Source organism: Streptomyces sp. NPDC058307, from assembly GCF_042880295.1.
GTDB lineage: Bacteria > Actinomycetota > Actinomycetes > Streptomycetales > Streptomycetaceae > Streptomyces.
On record NZ_JBHVYZ010000088.1, the window covers coordinates 1 to 19,025 of the forward strand.

The 19,025-nt window shown below is 72.0% G+C and carries 17 protein-coding genes, 1 tRNA gene and 2 pseudogenes; 7 read left to right on the forward strand and 13 right to left on the reverse strand.

Annotation, left to right across the window (positions count from 1 at the left end):
* Both ACFVYN_RS37665 and ACFVYN_RS37670 read right to left on the reverse strand, forming a co-directional pair.
* Nucleotides 1-535 (reverse strand): annotated as a pseudogene (locus ACFVYN_RS37665) (hypothetical protein); the annotation flags it as partial.
* A gap of 158 nt (nucleotides 536-693) precedes the next feature.
* Nucleotides 694-1,134: a response regulator gene (locus tag ACFVYN_RS37670; protein ID WP_390006752.1), complete on the reverse strand. Its 441-nt coding sequence runs from the start codon at nucleotides 1,132-1,134 to the stop codon at nucleotides 694-696.
* Nucleotides 1,135-1,330: 196 nt separating this feature from the next.
* Between ACFVYN_RS37670 and ACFVYN_RS37675 the strand changes: the two genes are divergently transcribed.
* The 3 genes from ACFVYN_RS37675 to ACFVYN_RS37685 all read left to right on the forward strand — a co-directional run bounded on the left by ACFVYN_RS37675 (nucleotide 1,331) and on the right by ACFVYN_RS37685 (nucleotide 2,794).
* Nucleotides 1,331-1,402: transfer RNA gene (locus ACFVYN_RS37675), tRNA-Arg, on the forward strand.
* Nucleotides 1,403-1,796: 394 nt separating this feature from the next.
* Complete coding sequence (locus ACFVYN_RS37680) at nucleotides 1,797-2,117, forward strand: hypothetical protein (RefSeq protein WP_319675835.1); 321 nt, start codon at nucleotides 1,797-1,799, stop codon at nucleotides 2,115-2,117.
* Nucleotides 2,117-2,794, forward strand: coding sequence for a nucleotidyl transferase AbiEii/AbiGii toxin family protein (locus ACFVYN_RS37685; protein WP_390006754.1), 678 nt, complete (start codon nucleotides 2,117-2,119; stop codon nucleotides 2,792-2,794). The genes ACFVYN_RS37680 and ACFVYN_RS37685 overlap by 1 nt, the downstream gene beginning before the upstream one ends.
* 406 nt (nucleotides 2,795-3,200) lie before the next feature.
* Here ACFVYN_RS37685 and ACFVYN_RS37690 read toward each other — a convergent pair whose 3' ends face one another.
* Together ACFVYN_RS37690 and ACFVYN_RS37695 are read right to left on the reverse strand one after the other, a co-directional pair.
* Nucleotides 3,201-3,737, reverse strand: coding sequence for a protein kinase (locus ACFVYN_RS37690; RefSeq protein WP_390006783.1), 537 nt, complete (start codon nucleotides 3,735-3,737; stop codon nucleotides 3,201-3,203).
* A gap of 9 nt (nucleotides 3,738-3,746) precedes the next feature.
* A pseudogene (locus ACFVYN_RS37695) lies at nucleotides 3,747-4,385 on the reverse strand (transposase family protein); the annotation flags it as partial.
* A gap of 229 nt (nucleotides 4,386-4,614) precedes the next feature.
* Here ACFVYN_RS37695 and ACFVYN_RS37700 point away from each other — a divergent pair.
* Together ACFVYN_RS37700 and ACFVYN_RS37705 are read left to right on the forward strand one after the other, a co-directional pair.
* Nucleotides 4,615-5,082: an AAA family ATPase gene (locus ACFVYN_RS37700; protein WP_390006756.1), complete on the forward strand. Its 468-nt coding sequence runs from the start codon at nucleotides 4,615-4,617 to the stop codon at nucleotides 5,080-5,082.
* A 94-nt stretch (nucleotides 5,083-5,176) separates the two neighbouring features.
* Nucleotides 5,177-5,704, forward strand: a complete 528-nt coding sequence (locus ACFVYN_RS37705) for a hypothetical protein (protein ID WP_390006758.1) — start codon at nucleotides 5,177-5,179, stop codon at nucleotides 5,702-5,704.
* A 703-nt stretch (nucleotides 5,705-6,407) separates the two neighbouring features.
* Here the strand turns inward: ACFVYN_RS37705 and ACFVYN_RS37710 are convergent.
* Nucleotides 6,408-8,918, reverse strand: coding sequence for a hypothetical protein (locus ACFVYN_RS37710; RefSeq protein ID WP_390006759.1), 2,511 nt, complete (start codon nucleotides 8,916-8,918; stop codon nucleotides 6,408-6,410).
* Between the two features lie 320 nt (nucleotides 8,919-9,238).
* Here ACFVYN_RS37710 and ACFVYN_RS37715 point away from each other — a divergent pair, with 320 nt between their 5' ends.
* Nucleotides 9,239-9,718: a hypothetical protein gene (locus tag ACFVYN_RS37715; RefSeq protein ID WP_390006761.1), complete on the forward strand. Its 480-nt coding sequence runs from the start codon at nucleotides 9,239-9,241 to the stop codon at nucleotides 9,716-9,718.
* 449 nt (nucleotides 9,719-10,167) lie between these two features.
* On the opposite strand, the gene ACFVYN_RS37720 is transcribed toward ACFVYN_RS37715, so the two are convergent.
* Nucleotides 10,168-10,551 carry a DUF6083 domain-containing protein gene (locus tag ACFVYN_RS37720; RefSeq protein ID WP_390006763.1) on the reverse strand — a complete coding sequence of 128 codons (384 nt, stop codon included), beginning with the start codon at nucleotides 10,549-10,551 and terminating at the stop codon, nucleotides 10,168-10,170.
* A 319-nt stretch (nucleotides 10,552-10,870) separates the two neighbouring features.
* Here ACFVYN_RS37720 and ACFVYN_RS37725 point away from each other — a divergent pair, with 319 nt between their 5' ends.
* Nucleotides 10,871-11,761 (forward strand): SDR family oxidoreductase, encoded by an 891-nt coding sequence (locus ACFVYN_RS37725; RefSeq protein WP_390006765.1) that lies wholly within the window; start codon nucleotides 10,871-10,873, stop codon nucleotides 11,759-11,761.
* 24 nt (nucleotides 11,762-11,785) lie between these two features.
* Here ACFVYN_RS37725 and ACFVYN_RS37730 read toward each other — a convergent pair whose 3' ends face one another.
* The 7 genes from ACFVYN_RS37730 to ACFVYN_RS37760 are packed head-to-tail and all read right to left on the reverse strand — an operon-like array spanning nucleotide 11,786 to nucleotide 18,981.
* Nucleotides 11,786-12,718, reverse strand: a complete 933-nt coding sequence (locus ACFVYN_RS37730) for a glycosyltransferase family 2 protein (protein ID WP_390006785.1) — start codon at nucleotides 12,716-12,718, stop codon at nucleotides 11,786-11,788.
* Between the two features lies 1 nt (nucleotide 12,719).
* Nucleotides 12,720-13,739 carry a glycosyltransferase family 9 protein gene (locus ACFVYN_RS37735; RefSeq protein ID WP_390006767.1) on the reverse strand — a complete coding sequence of 340 codons (1,020 nt, stop codon included), beginning with the start codon at nucleotides 13,737-13,739 and terminating at the stop codon, nucleotides 12,720-12,722.
* Nucleotides 13,736-15,208: a D-glycero-beta-D-manno-heptose 1-phosphate adenylyltransferase gene (rfaE2, locus tag ACFVYN_RS37740; protein WP_390006769.1), complete on the reverse strand. Its 1,473-nt coding sequence runs from the start codon at nucleotides 15,206-15,208 to the stop codon at nucleotides 13,736-13,738. Before rfaE2 ends, ACFVYN_RS37735 begins: the two co-directional genes overlap by 4 nt.
* On the reverse strand, nucleotides 15,205-15,858 hold the full coding sequence (locus ACFVYN_RS37745; protein ID WP_390006771.1) for an SIS domain-containing protein: 654 nt from the start codon (nucleotides 15,856-15,858) through the stop codon (nucleotides 15,205-15,207). The genes rfaE2 and ACFVYN_RS37745 overlap by 4 nt, the downstream gene beginning before the upstream one ends.
* On the reverse strand, nucleotides 15,855-17,090 hold the full coding sequence (locus ACFVYN_RS37750; RefSeq protein ID WP_390006772.1) for a glycosyltransferase: 1,236 nt from the start codon (nucleotides 17,088-17,090) through the stop codon (nucleotides 15,855-15,857). The genes ACFVYN_RS37745 and ACFVYN_RS37750 overlap by 4 nt, the downstream gene beginning before the upstream one ends.
* Nucleotides 17,087-18,049 (reverse strand): glycosyltransferase, encoded by a 963-nt coding sequence (locus ACFVYN_RS37755; RefSeq protein WP_390006774.1) that lies wholly within the window; start codon nucleotides 18,047-18,049, stop codon nucleotides 17,087-17,089. The genes ACFVYN_RS37750 and ACFVYN_RS37755 overlap by 4 nt, the downstream gene beginning before the upstream one ends.
* Nucleotides 18,046-18,981: a glycosyltransferase family 9 protein gene (locus tag ACFVYN_RS37760; RefSeq protein ID WP_390006786.1), complete on the reverse strand. Its 936-nt coding sequence runs from the start codon at nucleotides 18,979-18,981 to the stop codon at nucleotides 18,046-18,048. The genes ACFVYN_RS37755 and ACFVYN_RS37760 overlap by 4 nt, the downstream gene beginning before the upstream one ends.
* Between the last annotated feature and the right edge of the window lie 44 nt (nucleotides 18,982-19,025).

Here is a 19,025-nt window from a genome sequence, read left to right on the forward strand (position 1 = left end):
GGGGGGCGCCGAGCGTGCCGTATGTGTGGACTTCGGCGCCAAGGAGGTCGGTCCACCCCGCCTCCGGGCGGGCAGCGCAGTTGGTGCGGACGAGGGCGCCCTGAGACCGCAGGAGGCGGGCGACGGCGTCCATCACGACGACGGCGCGGACTTCGTGGGGCGCGTGCAGGTGCACGAGCCGACCAGTGGGCCGGTCGGCATGGCCGTACCGCTCCACGAGCCGCAGGATCTCCCGTACGAGGGCGTCCCGGTCCCCGCGCAGGCTGATGTTGAGGAACCCGGGCCCGGTGACGACGACGTCGCGGATGCCGTCGCTGTGCGCGAGGCGCCGCCGGAGGATCTCGGCGACGTCGAGGGCCGGCTGCCCGGCGGGCCGGGCGAGCTGGAGCGCCACGTTGGTGGCGTAGTCACCACAGCCGCCGGCCCCGGGAGGCATGACCTTGACCCGCCCCGGCACGACGACGTCCAGCTCCCCGTCATCGACAGCACGACGCACCGCGCGCAGCACGGTACGGGAGAGCTCGACGGGGGTCACGGGACAAGCGTATGGGAGGAGGGGGGTGGGGGGACCAGCGGGTTTGGGCGGGGTCCGGTATGTGGGACGGCGGGTGAGCCTGGCGTCGGGTATGTCGCTGCCACCGCAGGCCGGAGTGCGGGAGATGGATGTGACTGTGAGCCGGTGTTCGTGGGGGCTCAGCCGCCGGCGCGACCGGCGGGCTCGGTCTCCCCGCCCCCGAGGACACCCCCTACAAGAGGGGAGTCACCCTCCCCCGAGCCCCGCACCTCCCGGCTCCTCTCCACCAACTGCCGTACGAGTCGTACGAGTTCGGCGGGCTCGAAGGGCTTGGCGAGGAAGGCGTCGACGCCGACGTCGAGACCGCTGTCGACCTCGTGCTGTGTACAGGCGCTGACGATGGCGAGGGGAAGGTGAGCCGTCCGGGGGTCGGAACGCAGCTGTGCGGCGGTCCGCAGTCCGTCCAGCCGGGGCATGACCACATCGAGGGTCACGACATCGGGACGCACCTGATGAACCACATCCAGACACTCGACACCATCGGCCGCGGTCACGACCTCGAGACCCTCCAGCTCGAGATTGACCCTGATCAACTGCCGGATGACCTTGTTGTCGTCCACAACAAGCACCCGACCCGACGCGCCTGGCACAACTCGAGAGTAGGTGCGGACCGGCCACCGCGTCCGGGTTTTCCCCACTTCCACCCCGCACTGGGGACCCACGCCCCTACCGCCCCGGCAAACCCGTTCCTGATCACCCCGAGGGAGCTGGTAGTGTTCTACCCGTCGCCGCGAGCCACCAGCTCCACACCGACACGCCCCCGTAGCTCAGGGGATAGAGCAACGGCCTCCGGAGCCGTGTGCGCAGGTTCGAATCCTGCCGGGGGCACTCCGGATCAAGGCGCTGAACAGCGGAAACGCGGTTCAGCGCCTTTCTTGTACATGCCAAAACGCACACGGCCAACTTGGCCATGGACAGTCGACCCGAGAGGCCTTCGACCTGCGGCTTTATGGCGCCAGGCGGACCAAATCCCAAATGTTCGATCCCGCAGAATCGCTTCGCGCGGGACATGCGCGGGACGGAGAGTCGCAAGGCGGAGTCGTCGCCGAGAGACACCCACTGCGACCTGCATGTTTGCCGATGGGGACGGCCGCAAAACAGAGGGAGAGACACGCCGTTTCATTTTCGCAGGCCAGTGCTCCGCGCGGATGTGAGCGGTCCGTCATCGCGGCACATGCGAGCGTCGGTACCACGACGCGACGGGTTACGGCATGCTGGGCGTATGAGCCGGTACGCCGCAGCCAGGATCTACGCGCTGCCGGAGTCACTCGACGAGTTGGTCGGGCCGACCTCCGGAACTGTGACCCTGCCCCGTCACATCGACTGGGGCCCGCACTATGAATATGATCTCGCGGACGAGGCCGACCTGTTCCTCATGTACGAGCGGGTCATCCGCGAGGCCCAGTCCACCGCCGACCTGTCGGCGTACCTGAGCACCGATCTCTTGCGCAGGCACTGGACGGGCCTATTTCTGCCCACTCCGGCCCGTGCGGCGTGGCAGACCCGCTTCCCCGAGCTCGCACCTGCGGCGGCCGCGGCATAGTGGACGAGCTGCACCGCCGACTGATCCGCATCGGGCTCGACGCGCTCGCCGACGACTTCGGCTACGCCCTGGCAGGCGGCTACGCCGTCCAGGCCCACCAGATCGTCAACCGAGTCAGCGACGATGTCGACCTCTTTGCTCCGATCAACCGGGCGACCACAGAGATGCCCGCGGCCACCGAGCGCGTCATCGCCGCCTACGAAGCCGCAGGCTTCACCGTGGAACTGGCCCACCAGAACTCCGAGCACACCTACACGCGGCTGAACGTCACCGACCCCGTCAGCGGCACCCAGAACAAAGTGGAACTCGTCGCCGAGTTCCTCAACCACCCACCCGTCCCTTCCGAGCTCGGCCCGGTCCTGCACCCCGACGACGTCGCCGCCGGCAAGACCACCGCCCTCGACGGCCGAGCCGAGGTCCGCGACGCCATCGACGTTGACGGCCTCCTTAAGGCCGGATACACCCGCGAACGCCTGATGGAGCTGGCCAGGCAGAACGACGACGGCTTCGACCCGCGAATGTTCGCCGACTCACTCGCCCGCATCCAGCGCTACACCGACAAGCAGTTCGCCGCCTACGGCCTCGACGCCACCGAAGCTGCAGCTCTCCGCGAACAGTTCGCTGACTGGCAACGCCAGTTGACCGCGCCGAAGGACGACAGCCCAACCGGGAAGTGAGCCGCCGCAGTGGCCGCCACTGCGTCCTCCCACCAGCAGCCGCCCGTACGGCAGGACCCGGCCACCCCGCCTCCTGGCACCGGCTCCCCCAGCCAATCACAACGGGGTGGCCGTCGGCGGAGCTCCTCCCCGTGTCGGTCAACCGCGTGCCCGCCCTGCGGCAGCGTGCGGTGCAACGTGACCTGGCCTCAGCCCTCGGCGGGCAGGACGCAGTCCGGCAGAGCCACCGCGGCCGCTTCAGCGGGCCGCAGCCCGGCGTAGTACATGCCGGCGAACAGGCCGGCCAGCCGCCGTCCGCGCCCGCCGGTAGTTACCGACGTAGGAGACCGCGCACAACAAGCGGCGGGCCTGGGCAAGGTTGGCGGGCTTTGCGAAAACCGCGCTGTGGCTGGGGCCGTCGTACACGTCACTTCGGATGGCCCAGTCGCCGCGTACTCGCCCACGCGCGCACCGGCCGCGCTTCCGGTCCAATTGGATGCTGGAAGGGGCGCAAAAGATCAACCTCAGCCCAGGGGGTAAGTGCCGCCGCCGGATCACCGCGTTCGGGAAGCCAGGGGGCAAGGCGCTGCCAGACTTCGCCCGCGTGGGCCGGGCGGTCGCGTGGGTCCTTGGCGAGGAGTTGGAGGACGAGAGCTTCCAGGTCGGTGGGGGTTTCGGGGCGCAGGTCGCGCAGGGGGGTGGGTGGGCGGTCGAGAACGAGTCCGGGGAGCATCAGCTCCGAGCGGTGTTCGAAGAGGGGTTCGCCGGCGAGCATCTTGTGGAGTAGGCAGCCGAGGGCGTACAGGTCGGTGCGGTGGTCGACGGGCTTGCTCAGGATCTGTTCGGGAGCCATGCACTCCAGGCTGCCGGGGCGTTCACCGGTGGTGGTGAGCTTGGCGGTGCCGGGTTCGAGGAAGGCGGCGACGCCGAAGTCGAGGACCTTGACGACGCCATCGGTGCGGATGACGACGTTGCGGCCCTTGAGGTGGGAGGTGTTGTGTTCCTGTTTCCAGGCCGGGAGTTCGGCCTGGCCGGGTTCGCGGCGGTGCGGGATGAGAAGGCCGGTGCCGCGGTAGCCGCCGTCCGCGATGACCGTGGTCTTGCCGACGGCGTCCTTCGCGCCGGACAGTGCCCACGCCTTGCAGTCGTTGCGGTTTCCGGGCAACGGGCGGCCGACGGTGACGACGAGCCGGGTGTCGGCGTCGATGACGACCTGGTGGTTGGTCGAGTAGCGGTAGTTCTTCGACTGCTCGGCGACCTGGTGGTCGCGGGTGGGGACCAGGGTGCCGTCCACGATCAGCACGGCGTCCTTGCGGAACCGCTTGCGTTGCTGGAGGGCGAGCGCGGGTCCGAGGTGATCGATGATGCGGTCGGCGGCCGGCTTCGACACCCCGAACAGCGGTGCCAGCTGGCGCAGCGTGAGATTGGTCCGCCGGTAGGCGGCGACGAGCAGCACGCGGTCCTCCGGCGGCAGGCTCCAGGGCCGGCCCTTGCGCACCGGGTCGGCGCCCTCGCGCCGCAACGCGGTGATCAGCGTCCCGAACTGACGCGGACTCAGCCCGGTGAACGGGGCTATCCAGGACGGCTCCGACGCCGTGATCACACCAGACACGACAAGATCATCTCGCCTGTGACCAGCAGTTACGGGACAAGTCTTAGGTTATTGAGCAGGTCAGCGGGCATCTGGAGTCGTCAGGGATGTAAGGCATGCAGTCGAGTCCTGTGCCGCCTGCGTTTTACATGCACAGTCACCGTGGCCTTCACCCGCCTGTGGCTCGCCCATGATCGGCGGGCAGATAAAGCGGTGGTCGTCTAATGGGCTTCCCTGCCACGATCTGGTTGTGACCACGTTGTTCCTGATAGTCGGCCTGCCAGGGGCCGGAAAGACCACGCGGGCTCGGCAGCTTGCCGCGGAGCACGGCGCGCTGCGCCTAACGCCCGACGACTGGATGATTCCCCTGTTCGGCGAGGCGGAGGCCGACGGGAAGCGCGACGTGCTGGAGGGACGCATGCTCTGGCTCGCCTTGGAGGCGGTCAGGCTGGGCACAGACGTCGTCGTGGACTACGGCTGCTGGTCACGGGACGAACGGTCTGCGATCCGCTGGCTGGTGGAGGCCGAGGAGGCGTGTTTCCGCATGGTCTACCTGCCGGTGGACGATGAGACCCAGCGCGCCCGTATCGCCCACCGCTGGGCGACCGCCCCAGAGGAGACGTTGCCGGGCCGCAGACCGGTGGCCGTCGTTCGGGTGACTGCTGCGGCCCACGACAACACAGCCGTAGCGGTCCCGCTCCGCACAAGCCCGAAATGATCCTCGCTGGGCAAGAATTGACGTTCATGCCGTCGGCTTCGTTCAGCGCGGGGCTGCCGGTGGGCTCCCCGTCATCCATCGTGAGGAGACTCGCTTGACTGTCTCATGGGATCTGCTGATATCCACCGCAGGTGCTGTCACCGCAACGGTCGTGGGCGTCATCGCCGGCGGTGTCGTCGGGCGCCGCGGCCAGCACCAGCAATGGCTGCAGGGGACGCAGACCGCCGCCTACGAGAAGTTCCTGCAGGCGTTCGGGGCCGTGGAGGCAGAGCTGCGCGAGGCTTTCCTCGACGAGCGCAGGCCCGCCGTCAACTGGGTGCCGTTCGTGGCCGCCCAGCACTCGGTCAGCCTCGTTGCCGACCCGGCGACCAGCGCCGCAGCCGAGCGGGTCTGCGAGATCCTGGAGGACTTCACCATCCTCTTCCATGGTCGTCAGCCGACCAACCTTGAAGAACTGCGGCCGATTCATACCGCGCTGGGCGAGGCTCACCTGAGTTTCGTCAATGCGGCCCGCTGCTCCCTCGACCCGTCCCAACGGCGCCTGGACCGATCACTGGGCGGCCCCTCGCCCTGGCGGGGCGTCGAGTCCTTCTACACCCGACCTGACAGAAGCCTCGACTGAGACTCGGCAGGGCGTCCGACTGGGAGGACGTTCTGGGCCGCTCTGCTCCCGATTGTCCGCGGACTGGCGGAATCGTTGAGGGTGGTGACGATCAGGCCGAGCCGCGCGAAGCGGTAGCCGTCGAGCGCAGCCGGCTCGCTCGTCGCGTCGTTGGCGAGGATGACGTAGAGGTCGTCGTGGTCGGAGCGACGGGTGGCGATGCAGATCGGCCCGACGACGGCTGGGTCGGCCGTCGCCTCGGTGACGACGCTGTGAAATCCAGCGTCACACCAGTTCCTTGCGCAACAGCGTGCACGTCGCCGTCTCGGCCGGCATCACAAAGCCGGCCGGCAACTCCCGCTCCGGCAACGGCTCATCCACTTCCTGGCCAGGGCGCCGAGCACGCCCGCCGTGGCCGCGGAATCCGTCACGGACATGTCCACCACACAAAACACCAGATCAGACCCCATGAATCACTGCCGAGCTGCCCATAATGGTGCGCCGGCGGCGGTTTTCGATCCGCTTGGTGCCGTAGGCGATGGCGGAGGCCCAGGGCTGCCACAGGGTCAGGGCCCGCACTTCAAGAGAGCGCGATCGGTCATGCGGTCGCCCCCTCTGTCGTAAGGGTGTCCAGGGCGCTGGCGGCTTCGGTGGCTCCCCTTGGCACAGAGCATCGAGGAAGCCGCGACTCACCGGCCGCTGCGGACACGACCGGTGACCTGGTTCAGCGACGCTTTTTGCCCTTCCTGCGACCGCCGCCCTTACGCCGCACGGCCGACTGCGCTTGGCGTACCTGTGCCAGGTGGGCCATCTCGCACTCTTCGTACGCCAGCGCGGCCAGTCGGGCGATCTCTTCGTCCGGATGGTCCGACAGCAGCTGAAGTACAGGCGATGCGGTGGCAGGGTCGGCACGGGCGAAATCTGACATCAGCGCGGATGCACCGCCCGGCCAACCGGCGGCCATCTGCCCGAACCCCTCGTGCAGGGAGGCGAGTTCAGGAGTGGGAGGGCCGCCGTCCACTCCTTCCGACCGCGCCTCCTCGTCCTCCGGGACCTCGCCGAGGGCGAAGTACGTACGCCAGGCCGGGACCGCGAGGGCGTGCAGCCGGTCCAGCCTCCACAGCAGACGGGACGAGAGGGGCACGGCCTCTTCCTCGACCGCCTCCCCCGCCGCCCGCAGCACCTCGGCGGCCCAGGCGCCGAGCACCGGGTCACCGACGTACCCGGCAAGCAGCCCGGGCGGGGCGTCCGGCAGGGTTTGCGCCACCAGCCTGCGGTGACCCAGCAGATCCGCGGGCGACAGGGGTCCCCCCGCTTGAGCGGAGCCGAGAGTGGGGGAGGGCGCCGCCAGTGCCGCCAGCAGCCTCGGCCAGCGCGCTTCGGGCCCCTCGCCGCCCGCAACCCACTGGCGCAGCACCCGGTGGGCGGCGGGAACGTCCCACTGCCGCGCGGCGGGGACCAGCCGTGCGGCATCCAACGCGACTACCGCCTCCACGGTGGGGAAGCGCTCCGCCACGCTCGACGGCGTCCACGACTGCCCCTCCCTGTCACCCTCGGCGGACCCGCCTGTCTTCTCCCGCGCCGACTCCCCACTACGCGGTGGCCAGCCGCCGCCGTACGCCAGCAGCAGCGCCTCGCGAAGCACCGCAGCGGCCAGCGGGGTCAGCCCGTACGCGTCGCCGCGCCGCCACACCACACCGGCCGAGGCCAGCAGATCCAGGCGGCCCGCCAGCCGCCGGGCCGCCGGCGCCAGCTCGGCGGCATCCTGTTCGTCCAACGGGCCCAGTTGCAGCAGCCGTTCGAGCTCCGGCAGCGACGGCAGGCGGTACGCCTCTGCCGTGCACCCGGACTCCTGCGACTCCGTGGAGTCCTCGAGTCCGCGCACCGGCGCGGCGAGTGACGCCTCCGGCGGTACGACCCAGTCGGCCGCCACAGCCGCATACCTCGCCACCGACCGGGGCTCGCCGGCCGCACAGAGGAGTGCCACCAGATCGCCCAGGATCTCGCCCTCGAAGTCCTCCCCGAGGTCCGGATCCGTGCCCAGCCGCCCGCACAGTTCCGCCAGGGCGCGCACCGCGAGAGCCGCCAGTTCGCCCGCGTTCCGCTCACGCCATGCCTCCAGGGACGGCCCGGGCTGCGGCCTGCCCTCCGGATCCAGGACGAGGAAACCGGTCGCGAGGGCGACGTCGACCCCCTCCGCGTCGGCGTCCGCGGGCGGGGACTCGGCGAGCTGTGCGGCGGGCGTGAGCAACCCGCTGCCGCGCAGCGCGGACACGAAGCCGTCCCGGTCCGCGGGCAGCGGGTGCGGCGGTGCGAAGAGTTCGTCCCCCCGCAGGATGTCGTACTGCTCGACCACCTCGCCCACTGCGGTGAACAGCGCCATGTCGTCCGGACGCGGACCGGGAGCGGGGAGTGCCGCCGACGGCAGTTCGGCCGGCCCGAGCGACCAGCGGCGGGCCACGCGCAACCCGGCCTTCGTGACCGCCTCGGTCCACTCGTCGACTCCATCGGCATCCATCAGACGCGCCACCTGCTCGGAGCCCAGCAGGTCCAGCACCCATGGCGCCGCATCCGACTCGGTCAGGCACAGGGTGAGGCGCTGCCCCAGCATCATCGCGGCCACCGCCTGCCGCTCCATCGCCAGTCCGCGCCGGTAGGGGCCGAGCGCCCACGCCGCCGGGCCCGCGTACACGGAGCCCGCGTCCGACTCCACGCCCTCGGTCGCGTCCGGCAGGGACAGCAGCCGGGCACGCTCCGCGTACGGCAACCGCGCCAGTTCCTCCAACCCCCCGCGCACGGCCTCCGCGTCCCGTACGTCGACACCGCGCGCTCGCAGCAGGCCGCCCCAGAAGCGAGGGAGCGTCAACTCGCGTGGGTCGCACATCACCCGCAGGTGCTCCTCGGCGCACTTGTCGATCGCCTCGCGCAACCGCGCGTGCCGCTTGGTGTTGAGCCGCCCGTCCGCTCTGGTGCGATCCGCCAGCACGCGCAGCACCGCGAGCGCCGCGCCCTCCTCGCCCGGTGTGACGGACAGGAACTGCGGCAGCGCCTCGAGCAGCACGGCCCGTACCAGGTCGGGAGTGGCCTCGGGCAGCCCGTCGCGCACCTTGGCACCGCTCAGCGCAAGCAGATGCACAACCGCGTCCGCGGCCACTGGATCAAGACGTTCGCCATGGTCCGTGCCCCAGGAGAGAAGAGAGCAGGCGGCCAGACCGGGTTCCGCTACATGGGTCACCCGAACACCGTACAGAGCTGCTCCCGGCGTGGAGCCGCTCCTGTCCGTCGCAGGCTGCTCGCGGAACGTCGTCAGGAGGCACGCTCCCATGCCCCACAGGCCCGGTGCTGTTGGCTGATCAACGGAGATCACCGATTGCATCCCCTCTGCCCGGCAGGGACTCCGACGCATCCGCTGGGCGATCCGCGAAGCCGACGGCCCACTCTCGGACCTTCGGAGCGGAAGCCTGCAGGAACTACGCCGTCCGCTTCGGGCTGCCCCGGTCCGCGTGCCGCATCGCGACAGCCCTCGGACTGAAGCCCGAACGACCGTTCTCCACGATGACAGTGGCCTCGGCAAACTCGCCTCGATCACGGGCAGCCCACCCTGCGGGGGTCGTCACGGGAGCCGAGACCGCCCGCGAATGGGCCCGCTCCTTCGCCGTCGACGAGACGGGGCTGTCGCTCGGCGCGGTGGGCACGGCGGAGATCGCCGACCCGACCGCCCGGACCAAGCACGAGGTCGACCTACTCGCCATGGCCCCCGGCGAGCGCCCTCAAAACCCGCGAGCCGCAATCGCCCTGATCGGTGAGGCCAAGGCCACCGTCCAGCCCCGGGGGCTCAAGGACCTCGAGCGCCTCGAGCGCCTCCTGACCCTCCTCGCCAACCAGGGGCACCGACCCGATGACGCGACCCTCGCCCTGTTCTCCCTGCACGGTTTCCATCCCGATGTCATCGACGCCGCCGGACACCGCCGCGATGTCCTCCTGGTCGACATCGGCGCGCTGTACGGCGACGGACCCATCCACGGCCTGACATGACATGAGTCAGAGCTGCGTGACTCACGGGGGCGCCATGGGCCCAGCCCTGATGGCCGACCGGGGCGGGATCGACGCGGACCGGCGCGCGAAAGCACGACTGCCATTCCAAATGGGACATTTCATTGCTGCGGGACATGCGCGGGACGACGGGACTGACATTCCGTCAGATAGCCCGCTGACCTGCAGAAGCGTCTGGGAACTGTCCGGCCGCCGGAGCCGTGTGCGCAGGTTCGAATCCTGCCGGGGGCACCCTGTATAAGGTGCCCAAAGACCCCGTCACCAGCGGAAGCGCTGAGGCCGGGGTCTTCGCGTATGTGCAGGCGTATGCCGCTCTGAGCGGCAGTATGTCGGGGTCCGTGGACCATTTGTGGACACGATCTTGAGTCATCAGCCCAGGTCAGTCCAGGGAATCATGAAGGGCCCGTCGGCACAGCGAAATCGAGGTGCCATCACCCGACCTCCGGCCAAGTCTCCGGGGTCTCTGGTGGCTCAGGCTCGGTTTGGCGCTCCACTCGACGCTTGTTCTCACCCCGCAGGCTGGTCAGCCAGGGCCAGAGATCAGGCAGCGGTTGCGCCGAGCAGGCAAGTCGGTGCTCGATACGGCACCGCTGGAACGGATCTGGCGGACACACGCCGTAGACCGTCACCCGCCCGTCAGACAGTGCGATCCATCGATACTCTGCCGGCACCGTGTGGGCCAGCGGCTCCATGCCCGGTTCAAGCAGTACCCAGTCATACTCCAGCGTCGCCACGCGATCCGCTGGCAGGCCGCAGGACAGGCAGCGTGACTTCCCACCCCGTATCCTGCGCGGTCCCTCTTCTAAAGCCCCCATATCGCGAGGGTCGACAGCTCAGGCCGCCGTGCGAAGAGGCGAATCAGACGGAACGCATGAGGCACACACCTATTGCTGGGCCCACGGGCAACACGGAAGGTGCACCTCGCAACTATCGACCGTCAGCGCACGGCCGAGACATCACGAAGCCCCCCGACCCGGTTGGGCTGAGGGACTTTGAAAGTCGAGGTCATACCTACTCGTACTCGGCCAGCATCTCTTCAATTTTGCGCCGGTCTCACGGATTTCTCTCTTTTCGGGTGCCGCAGTGCGGGAACTCGCTCGTGCGTCCGAACCCGTCCGTGTTGAGGAGGCCGCCGTGACCGAGCCACAGCACAGCCAGCAGGACCCCACGACGCAGCATCCGACCCCGGAGTTCCCGGAGCAGGACCAGCCGCACCCGGGCTGGACCGGGCCGATGGACCCGCCGCCGGATCACGGCGAGGAGTCCTACCGTGGCAGCGGTCGGCTGGAGGGCCGTAAGACCGTCATCACGGGCGGGGACTCCGGCATCGGGCGGGCGGTAGCGCTGGCCTTCGCCCGGGAGGGTGCCGATGTGCTGTTCACCCACCTGCCGGAGGAGGCGGACGATGCACGCGAGACGTCTCGCCTCGTCGAGGACGCCGGCCGCAAGGCGGTCGCCGTCCCCTGCGACATCCGTGAGGAGGACAACTGCCGGGCGTTGATCGAGCGTGCCGTCTCGGAGTTCGGGCACATCGACGTGCTGGTGAACAACGCGGCGTTCCAGATGTCGCAGCCGGACGGCATCGAGGCCATCACCACGGAGCAGTTCGACCGGGTGATGCGCACCAACCTCTACGGGATGTTCTGGCTGACCAAGTTCGCCCTGCCGCACATCCCGAAGGGCGGCAGCGTCATCAACTCCACGTCGGTGCAGGCGTACAAGCCCAGTCCGCACCTGCTGGACTACGCGATGACGAAGGGCGCGATCGTGACCTTCACCCAGGGGCTGGCCCAGATGGTCGCGGAGCGCGGTATCCGCGTGAACGCGGTCGCGCCGGGCCCGGTGTGGACGCCGCTGATTCCCGCGACGATGCCCGACACCGTGGAGTTCGGCAAGCAGAGCCCGCTGGGCCGTCCCGCGCAGCCCGCCGAACTGGCCCCGGCGTACGTCTACCTGGCCTCCCAGGAGGCGAGCTTCGTCACCGCGGAGATCCTCAACGCGACCGGCGGCACGCCCCTGCCGTAAGGCACGGGCGGGCCGTGGCGCCGGTCACCTGCGCTCTTGGCGCTCCAGCAGTCTGCTCGCGGCCTCCACGTGCGGTGGCAGCGGCCGGCGCCGGGCCAGGGCGGCGGGCAGGCGTACGACGACCTCGCGCAGGGCGCGGCGGGCGTCGGGGTCGCCGGTGGTCGCCGCGGCCGTCAGACGGGCGGTGGCCCGCAGGGCGACCGGCAGCGGGCGGCGCAACCACAGGGTCAGCACCTCGTTGCGCCGCAGCAGGTAGCCGCGCCCGTCGCGGCCTCCCGGCTCGGGGTGGTGACGGGCCGTCAGGGACGGTTCGTAGGTGACACCCCAGCCGCGGGCCATGAGGTCGTAGGCGAGCAGGGTCTCCTCGCCGCCGAAGAACAGCAGCGGGTGGTAGCCGCCCGCCCCGAGGTAGGCGACCCGGCGCACCACGCTGGCGCAGGCGAGGAAGCCGAGCACCGGGCGGCCCGGCAGGTCGGCCTCGCGCGGCAGTGGTGAGGCGGCGAGTACGGCGTTGAGGGGGTCCTCGGCCCGTTCGGGCCCGACGAGGGTGCGGGCCGCGAGCAGGCCCAGCCGGGGATGCCGGTCGAGCAGGTCGGCCGCCTGCCGCAGTGAGCCCCGGGTCCACCAGGAGTCGTCGTCGCTGAACGCCACATAGGGCGTGTCGGCGTGCCGTACCGCGAGGGTGCGGCCGACGGCGCCGGTGTTCCGGCCGGGCCTCAGGACGCGGACGGGCGACGGATGGTGGCGCAGTGCTTCGACGGTCGAGTCGTCGGAGCTGTTGTCGACGACGATGACGGGGGGCCGTTCGGGGAGGGCGGTGAGGGCGTTCACGGTCCGCAGGACGCCGACGGGTCGGTCGCGGGTGATGACCGCGACGGTGACCCGGCTGTCCCCGCTGTCCAGGGCGCCGGTGCGACCGGCCGTGGCCTCGGGCCGGGGCTCCTCGGGCTGCGGCATCTCAGGGCGGGGCTGCGGGGACACGGACCTCGTCCCCCCTCCATGGTGACGCACCACTCCGTGCGGACCGCAGCAGGGACAGCGCGGCGGCGGTGGCCTCGTCGGTGTCGATCCGCAGCAGCTGGGGGTCGGGGACGTCGCCGTGCGGATCGCCGGGCGGTCCGGGTTTCCACAGGGCGAGGTGGTGTCCGGTGCGGGGCGGGCCCCACAGGTGGGGTGACACCGGGCCGAAGAGGGTCACGGACGGCGTGGCGTGGGCCACGGCGAGGTGCGCGAGTCCGGTGTCGCCGCTGACGACGAGCGCGGCGTGGGCGACGAGCGCCGACAGCTTGCCGAACGGCAGGCCGCCGCGCAGTACGTCGCGCTCGGGCAGGTCCGCGCGTGCGGCGACGTCCAGGACCAGGGCGTCCTCGGCCGGGCCACCGGTGAGGACGACGTGGTGGCCGGCGGTGCGCAGGCTCCGTGCGAGGCCGGCGAAGCGCTCGGCGGGCCAGCGGCGGGACACGGACTGCGCGCCGGGATGAACGACCACGGCGCCCGGCGCCGGGGAGGGCGCGTCGGGCGGTGGCAGCCGCAGGTCGGCGGGGTCCGCGGCGATGCCGTAGACCGCGAGGAAGTCGCACCAGCGCTCGCGCTCGTGCTGGTGCGGCCGCCATACCGGAGGCCGCGGGAGGGCCGGGTCCGGCTGGGCGTGGGCCAGGAGCCGGCGGGGGGCGAGGGCGGCCAGCGCGTCGCGGCTCTCCGGTCCGTTGCCGTGCAGGTCGATCGCGAGGTCCGGCGGCGGGCCCGTCCACCGGTCCAGTGCGGGTACGGCCCGTTCCGGGGCCTCGGCCGGGAGGATCTCGTCCACCGCTCCCGTGGCCAGGGCGGCCTCGGCGAGCGCCGGGGGGATCGCCAGGACGACGTGGTGTCCGGGGAAGGCCCGCCGGATGCCGCGCAGGGCGGGCACCGCGGCGAGCAGGTCGCCCAGTCCCAGTGCGCGCAGCACCAGGAGGCGGGAGCGATGCGGTGGGGCGGTCATCGGCCCCTCCGTCCGGTCAGACGCACCGGCTTGGGGGCCGCTGCCGCGCGTTCGGCGATGCCGGTGGTGGAGCGGCCGTCCAGGTAGGGGAACAGGACGACCTGGCCGCCCCAGCTCTCCACGAGCGAGGCCTCCGGCAGCCGGGCCAGGGCGTAGTCGCCGCCCTTGGCCCAGATGTGCGGGCGCAGCTCACCGAGCAGTCGCTCCGGGGTGTCCTCGTCGAACACGGCGACCGCGTCGACGCACTCCAGCGCGCGCAGCACCCGGACCCGGTCCGCCAGCGGGACCAGGGGCCGGCCGCTGCCCTTGCGCCGGCGTACGGAGGCGTCGGAGTTGACGCACACCACCAGGCAGTCCCCGGTGCGGCGGGCGGCCTGCAGCAGGGCGACGTGACCGGCGTGCAGCAGGTCGAAGCAGCCGCCGGCGGCGACGACGGTCCCGCCGGCGGCCCGTACCCGGGCGGCCGTGCGCAGGGCGTCGTCCGTCGGCTCCCGGTCGTCGGAGGGGCGCGGCGGGGCGGCTGGTGCGGCGTCCACGGCGAGCGCGCGGGCGCCGCCCTCGGCGACGTACCTGGTCGCCGCGTGCACGGCGGCCCGTACGGCGGTCTCGGTGAGTTCGCCGTCGGCGAGGAATCCGGCGGCGGTCGCCGCGAACCGGTCCCCGGCCCCGCAGGCGTCGCCCTCGGCCGTGACCGGCGACGGCACCAGCAGCGGGGTCTCCCCGTGCGACAGCAGCGCGCCCCGCCCGCCCAGCGTCACCACCACCGAGGCCGCACGCCAGGCGCGCACGAGCGTGTCGGCATGGCGGGCGGCGGTGTGCAGCGCGCTGCCGTTCTGCGGTTCCTCGCCGCTGCCCGGTCGCTCGGCGAAGGCACGCGCCTCACCGGTGCGCAGCCGGCCGGCGAAGGCACGCGCCTCGGCCGCGCACGGCGTGGCCAGCCGGACGCCCGGCACCGGTGGGTTGCCGCGCGGATGCGGATCCCACACGACGGGCACCCGCGCGGCCGCGGACTCCAGCGCGTCGCGCAGCACGTCGGCGGTGCCGCGGCCGTAGTCGGCGACGAGTACGGCACCGGCCTCGGCGATCGTCCGGCGCGCCTCGTCGGTCTGCTCCCGGGCCCGCCCGTCACCGTCGTCCAGGCGCAGCAGCGGCCGGTCCTCCGCGAGGACCCGCGTCTTGCTGGACAGGGTGCCGGTCAGGGGCAGCCGCACCAGGCGCACCCGGTCGGCCAGCAGCCGGCACAGCAACTCGCTGGCCTCGTCGTCGCCGAGCGCGGTGACGAGGGTGACCTGCCGCCCGTCGGCCGCGGCGAGGCAGGCCGCCAGCGCGGCTCCGCCCGGCCGGGCGATGCGCCGCAGCGAGCTGACGACCGGGACGGGCGCGTCGGGAGCCAGCCGCTCGACCCGCCCGCACAGATCGTGGTCGAGCAGCGCGTCTCCGACGACGAGCAGCGGGGCCGGGGCGCTCATACGCGCTCCTCCGCGTCCCGGCCCTCCGCGTCCCGATCCTCCGTATCCCGGTCCGCCCGTCGCCCGTCGGCCGGCACCAGTCGCTCCACGGTGCGGTCGAAGGACTCGCAGAGCATGTGGACGGCCACGAGATGCAGTTCCTGGACCGTGGCGGTCGTCGCGGCGTCCACGCACAGGGATTCGTCCGCGGAGCCTTCCAGCGGGTTCGGCGCGGGGCCGGTCAGGACCCAGACGGTCATGCCCAGCCGGTGGGCCTCCTTCGCGGCGACGAGCAGGTTGGCGCTGGCGCCGCTGGTGGACAGCAGCATCAGCACGTCCCCGGTGCGGCCGTGCGCGGCGACCTGCCGGGCGAAGATCTCCTGGACGCCGTAGTCGTTGGCGATGGCGGTGGTGGACGAGGTGTCGGCGTGCAGCGAGAGCGCGGAGAACGGCGGACGGTCCTCGCGGTAGCGGCCGACCAGCTCGGCGGTCAGGTGCTGGGCCTGGGCCGCGCTGCCGCCGTTGCCCGCGACGAGGAGCCGGGCGCCGGTGCTCAGGCGTTCGGCGAGGGAGGTGCCCCAGCGCCGGACGACGGGGGCGGCGTATTCGCGGAACCCTTCGAGGGCCTTCATCAGGTCGTCGCAGTGTGCGGCGTCGGCAGCGAGGGTCATCGCACGACTCCCGAGAGCGAGGGAACGGAGGAAACGGCGCTGTAGACCCGGGTCACCCCGTCGGCGACGCGGTCCCAGGTGTAGCGGGCGAGGACCCGGCGTCGACCGGCGGCGCCGTACCGGCCGAGCCGCTGGGGGTCGTCGAGCAGTTCCCGGACGGTCCCGGCGAGGTCGTGGTCGTCGTCGGACGGGACCAGGACGCCGGTGACGCCGTCGGCGACGGTGTCGAGCTGCCCGCCGACGGCGGTGGCGACGACGGGGGTGCCGCACGCCATGGCCTCGACCGGGACGATGCCGAAGGGCTCGTAGCGGGGCACGGACAGCACGAGATCCGCTCCGGACATCAGCGCGGGCATCCGGGTACGGCTCACGCCGCCCAGCAGCGTCACGCGGTCGGACACACCGCACTCCTCGGCGATCGCGCACAGCCGTTCCGTCTCCGGTTCGGCGAACAGCAGGGCCGGTTCGGGGCCCCCGGCGACGAGGAGTCCGGCGTCCGGCACGTCCGCCAGGGCACGGATCGCCCGGTCGAAGCCCTTGCGGGGCACGAGCCGGCCGACGGTGAGCAGGCGCCGGGGCGCGGACGGGTCCCGGCGGGCCGGTGCGACCGGCGCGAACTGCACGGGGTCCACACCGCAGGGCACGACGTGGATGCGCCGCCGGGGCAGCCCCATGGCGACGAGTTCGCGCACCTCGTCCTCGCAGGTGGCGATGATGCCGCTGCACTCGCGCCCCACGGCCGTCTCGATCGCGACGCGATCGGGCGGACTGGTGTCGGCGGCGCCCTGGTGCCGTTTCTTGACGGTGCCGAGCGCGTGGTACGTCTGCACCACGGGCACGCCCACGGCGCGCGCCCCGGCCACCGCCGCCATGCCGGACATCCAGAAGTGGGCGTGCACCACGTCGGGTGGCTCCGTCGCCCACTCGCGTGCCAGCCACGCTCCGAACTCCTCCATGTAGGGCAGGAGTTCGTCCTTGGGTATCGGGGCCGGCGGTCCGGCGGGCACATGGACGACCTTCACGCCGTCGGGGGTGACGACCCGTTCCGGCAGCCGCGGATCGTCACGGCGGGTGTACACGACGACCTCATGACCGCGGCGGGCGAGCAGGGCGGCGAGTTGGGCCACGTACACGTTCTGGCCGCCCGCGTCGGGGCCGCCGAGCTCGGCCAGCGGGCTGGCGTGCTCGGAGACCATGGCGACGCGGCCGGCCGACGGCTGGCTGGGGCTCATCGGGTGACCTCCTTGATCAGGCGCTCCCAGTCGTCCCGGAAACGCCGCTCTCCGTAGCGGGACTGTGCCGCGGCCCGGGCTGCCTCCCCGGTCCGCCGGGCGTGGGCCCGGTCCGCGAGGAACCCGCGGACGGCCTCCTCCAGTACGTCGAACCGGTTGGAGACCACTCCGGCCCCTTCGGGCACGGCCTCCCTGACCTCCGTGGTGTCGAGCGCCACCACGGGCATCCCGAGGAACATGGCTTCCAGCAGCGACAGCCCGAGCGACGTCCACCGCACGGGATGCAGGTACAGGCGGCAGCGGGCCATCGCCGGATGCAGTTCGCCCTGCGGCAGGTCCCGGCTGCGGCAGCGGTCGGCGGGCAGTGCGAGATGGTCTGCGAGCCCGTCCGTGCGCATGCCGAAGACCTCCAGCGGCACCGAGCGCGCGAACCGTGCCAGCAGGTCGGTTCCGGTGGTACGGCCGCGCCGCACGGGCTCGTTGACGACGACGGCCGCACGGGCCTCCTCGCCGGTCCACAGGGGCCCCGGGTCGATGATGCCGTGCTCGATCACCTCGGTCGGGGCGCGGCCGTTGTCCCACATCAGGCGGTTGAAGTGGGTGACGTGGACGAGCGGGATGTCGCTGCGGTCGGCGAGGGGGTGGCGGGTGTCGACGGGCGTCTCGTGCGGGCTGTTGTGCTCGACGTAGACGGCGGGTACGTCGATGCCGGGCCGGCGGCCGGTCCAGCGCTCCGCCAGCTCCAGTTCGTGCGGCCGCTGCAGCACCATCAGGTCGATGTCGGCCTCGCGCAGCTCGGCGGGGCTCAGCTCGCGCACGCTCGCCGGCCACTGCCAGGTCCTGGCCCGCCCCAGTCCGTCGGGGCCGCGATCGGGCGTCACCGGGACCAGGAAGGTGTAGGGGCCCTGGACGAACGACGTCAGCCACGAGCCGTGCACATGCCAGACAAGGATGTTCATGCGCTCTCCTTGAGGAGTTTCTGCACCGCGCGCACCACGTCCTGGGCCGTGACCTCGTCCAGGCACGGATGACCCGGCACGGGGCAGTGCCGGGCCCTGCTGTCCGCGCAGGGTGCGTACTGGTCACCGAGGAGCACGTGGGGCACGCCGTACGGCGCCCACCGCTCGGCCGGGACGACGGGCGCGAACAGGGAGACGACGGGTGTGCCGACGGCGGCGGCCAGATGGGCGGGACCGGTGTTCCCGCACACCACGACGTCGGCGGTGCGCAGGACGCCGGCCAGGGTCTGCGGGACGGTCCGGCCGCCGAGGTCCACCGCCCGGTCGCCGCTGACCCGGCGGGTGAGGTCCGTCTCGTCGGGGCCGCCGGTGACGACGACGCGGTGACCGGCGTCGGCGAGCAGGGCCACGGCCTCGGCGCAGCGCTCGGGACTCCAGGCGCGGGCGGGCGCGCTGGCCCCGGGGTGTACGACGACGTAGGGGCCGTTGCCGGTGAGCGCGATGGTGTCGGGGGGCGGGACGACGCGCAGCCGGCCGTCGTCGCCCGGGGGCAAGGGGAAGCCCAGCGCGGCGGCGGTGTCGAGCGCGGCCTCGGTCTCGTGCCGGCCGGGCAGCCGCTGATGCCGTACGTCGAGCAGGCGGCCGGGGTGGTCGACGCTGTCGGCGCCGATCCGTGCGACGCCGGCCATCCGCAGCAGCAGGGCGGTGGGCAGGGGGCTCTGGTGGAACGACGTGAGGATCAGCGCGGTGTCGAACGCGTCGGCCCGCAGGCGCTTCACCAATCCGTCGACGTCCGCCTCGGCGACGGAGGGCGCGTGCACGCCTTCCCACGGGGCCGCCCACACGATCACGTCGTCGACGCCGGGCAGGAGCCGTGCGGCGGGTTCGCCGAGCGGGCCGCAGAGCATCGTCACCCGGGAGTGCGCGGCCACCGCCCGGACGGCGGGCCCGGCGAGGAGGACGTCACCGAAGCTGT

What these genes read in the sequence shown, in the direction of transcription:
- ACFVYN_RS37680 (WP_319675835.1), top strand. Translation starts at nt 1,797, where the DNA reads ATGAGCCGGTACGCCGCAGCCAGGATCTACGCGCTGCCGGAGTCACTC.
- ACFVYN_RS37715 (WP_390006761.1), top strand. Translation starts at nt 9,239, where the DNA reads ATGACAGTGGCCTCGGCAAACTCGCCTCGATCACGGGCAGCCCACCCT.
- ACFVYN_RS37720 (WP_390006763.1), bottom strand. Translation starts at nt 10,551, where the DNA reads ATGGGGGCTTTAGAAGAGGGACCGCGCAGGATACGGGGTGGGAAGTCA.
- ACFVYN_RS37730 (WP_390006785.1), bottom strand. Translation starts at nt 12,718, where the DNA reads ATGCCGCAGCCCGAGGAGCCCCGGCCCGAGGCCACGGCCGGTCGCACC.
- ACFVYN_RS37735 (WP_390006767.1), bottom strand. Translation starts at nt 13,739, where the DNA reads ATGACCGCCCCACCGCATCGCTCCCGCCTCCTGGTGCTGCGCGCACTG.
- rfaE2 (WP_390006769.1), bottom strand. Translation starts at nt 15,208, where the DNA reads ATGAGCGCCCCGGCCCCGCTGCTCGTCGTCGGAGACGCGCTGCTCGAC.
- ACFVYN_RS37745 (WP_390006771.1), bottom strand. Translation starts at nt 15,858, where the DNA reads ATGACCCTCGCTGCCGACGCCGCACACTGCGACGACCTGATGAAGGCC.
- ACFVYN_RS37750 (WP_390006772.1), bottom strand. Translation starts at nt 17,090, where the DNA reads ATGAGCCCCAGCCAGCCGTCGGCCGGCCGCGTCGCCATGGTCTCCGAG.
- ACFVYN_RS37755 (WP_390006774.1), bottom strand. Translation starts at nt 18,049, where the DNA reads ATGAACATCCTTGTCTGGCATGTGCACGGCTCGTGGCTGACGTCGTTC.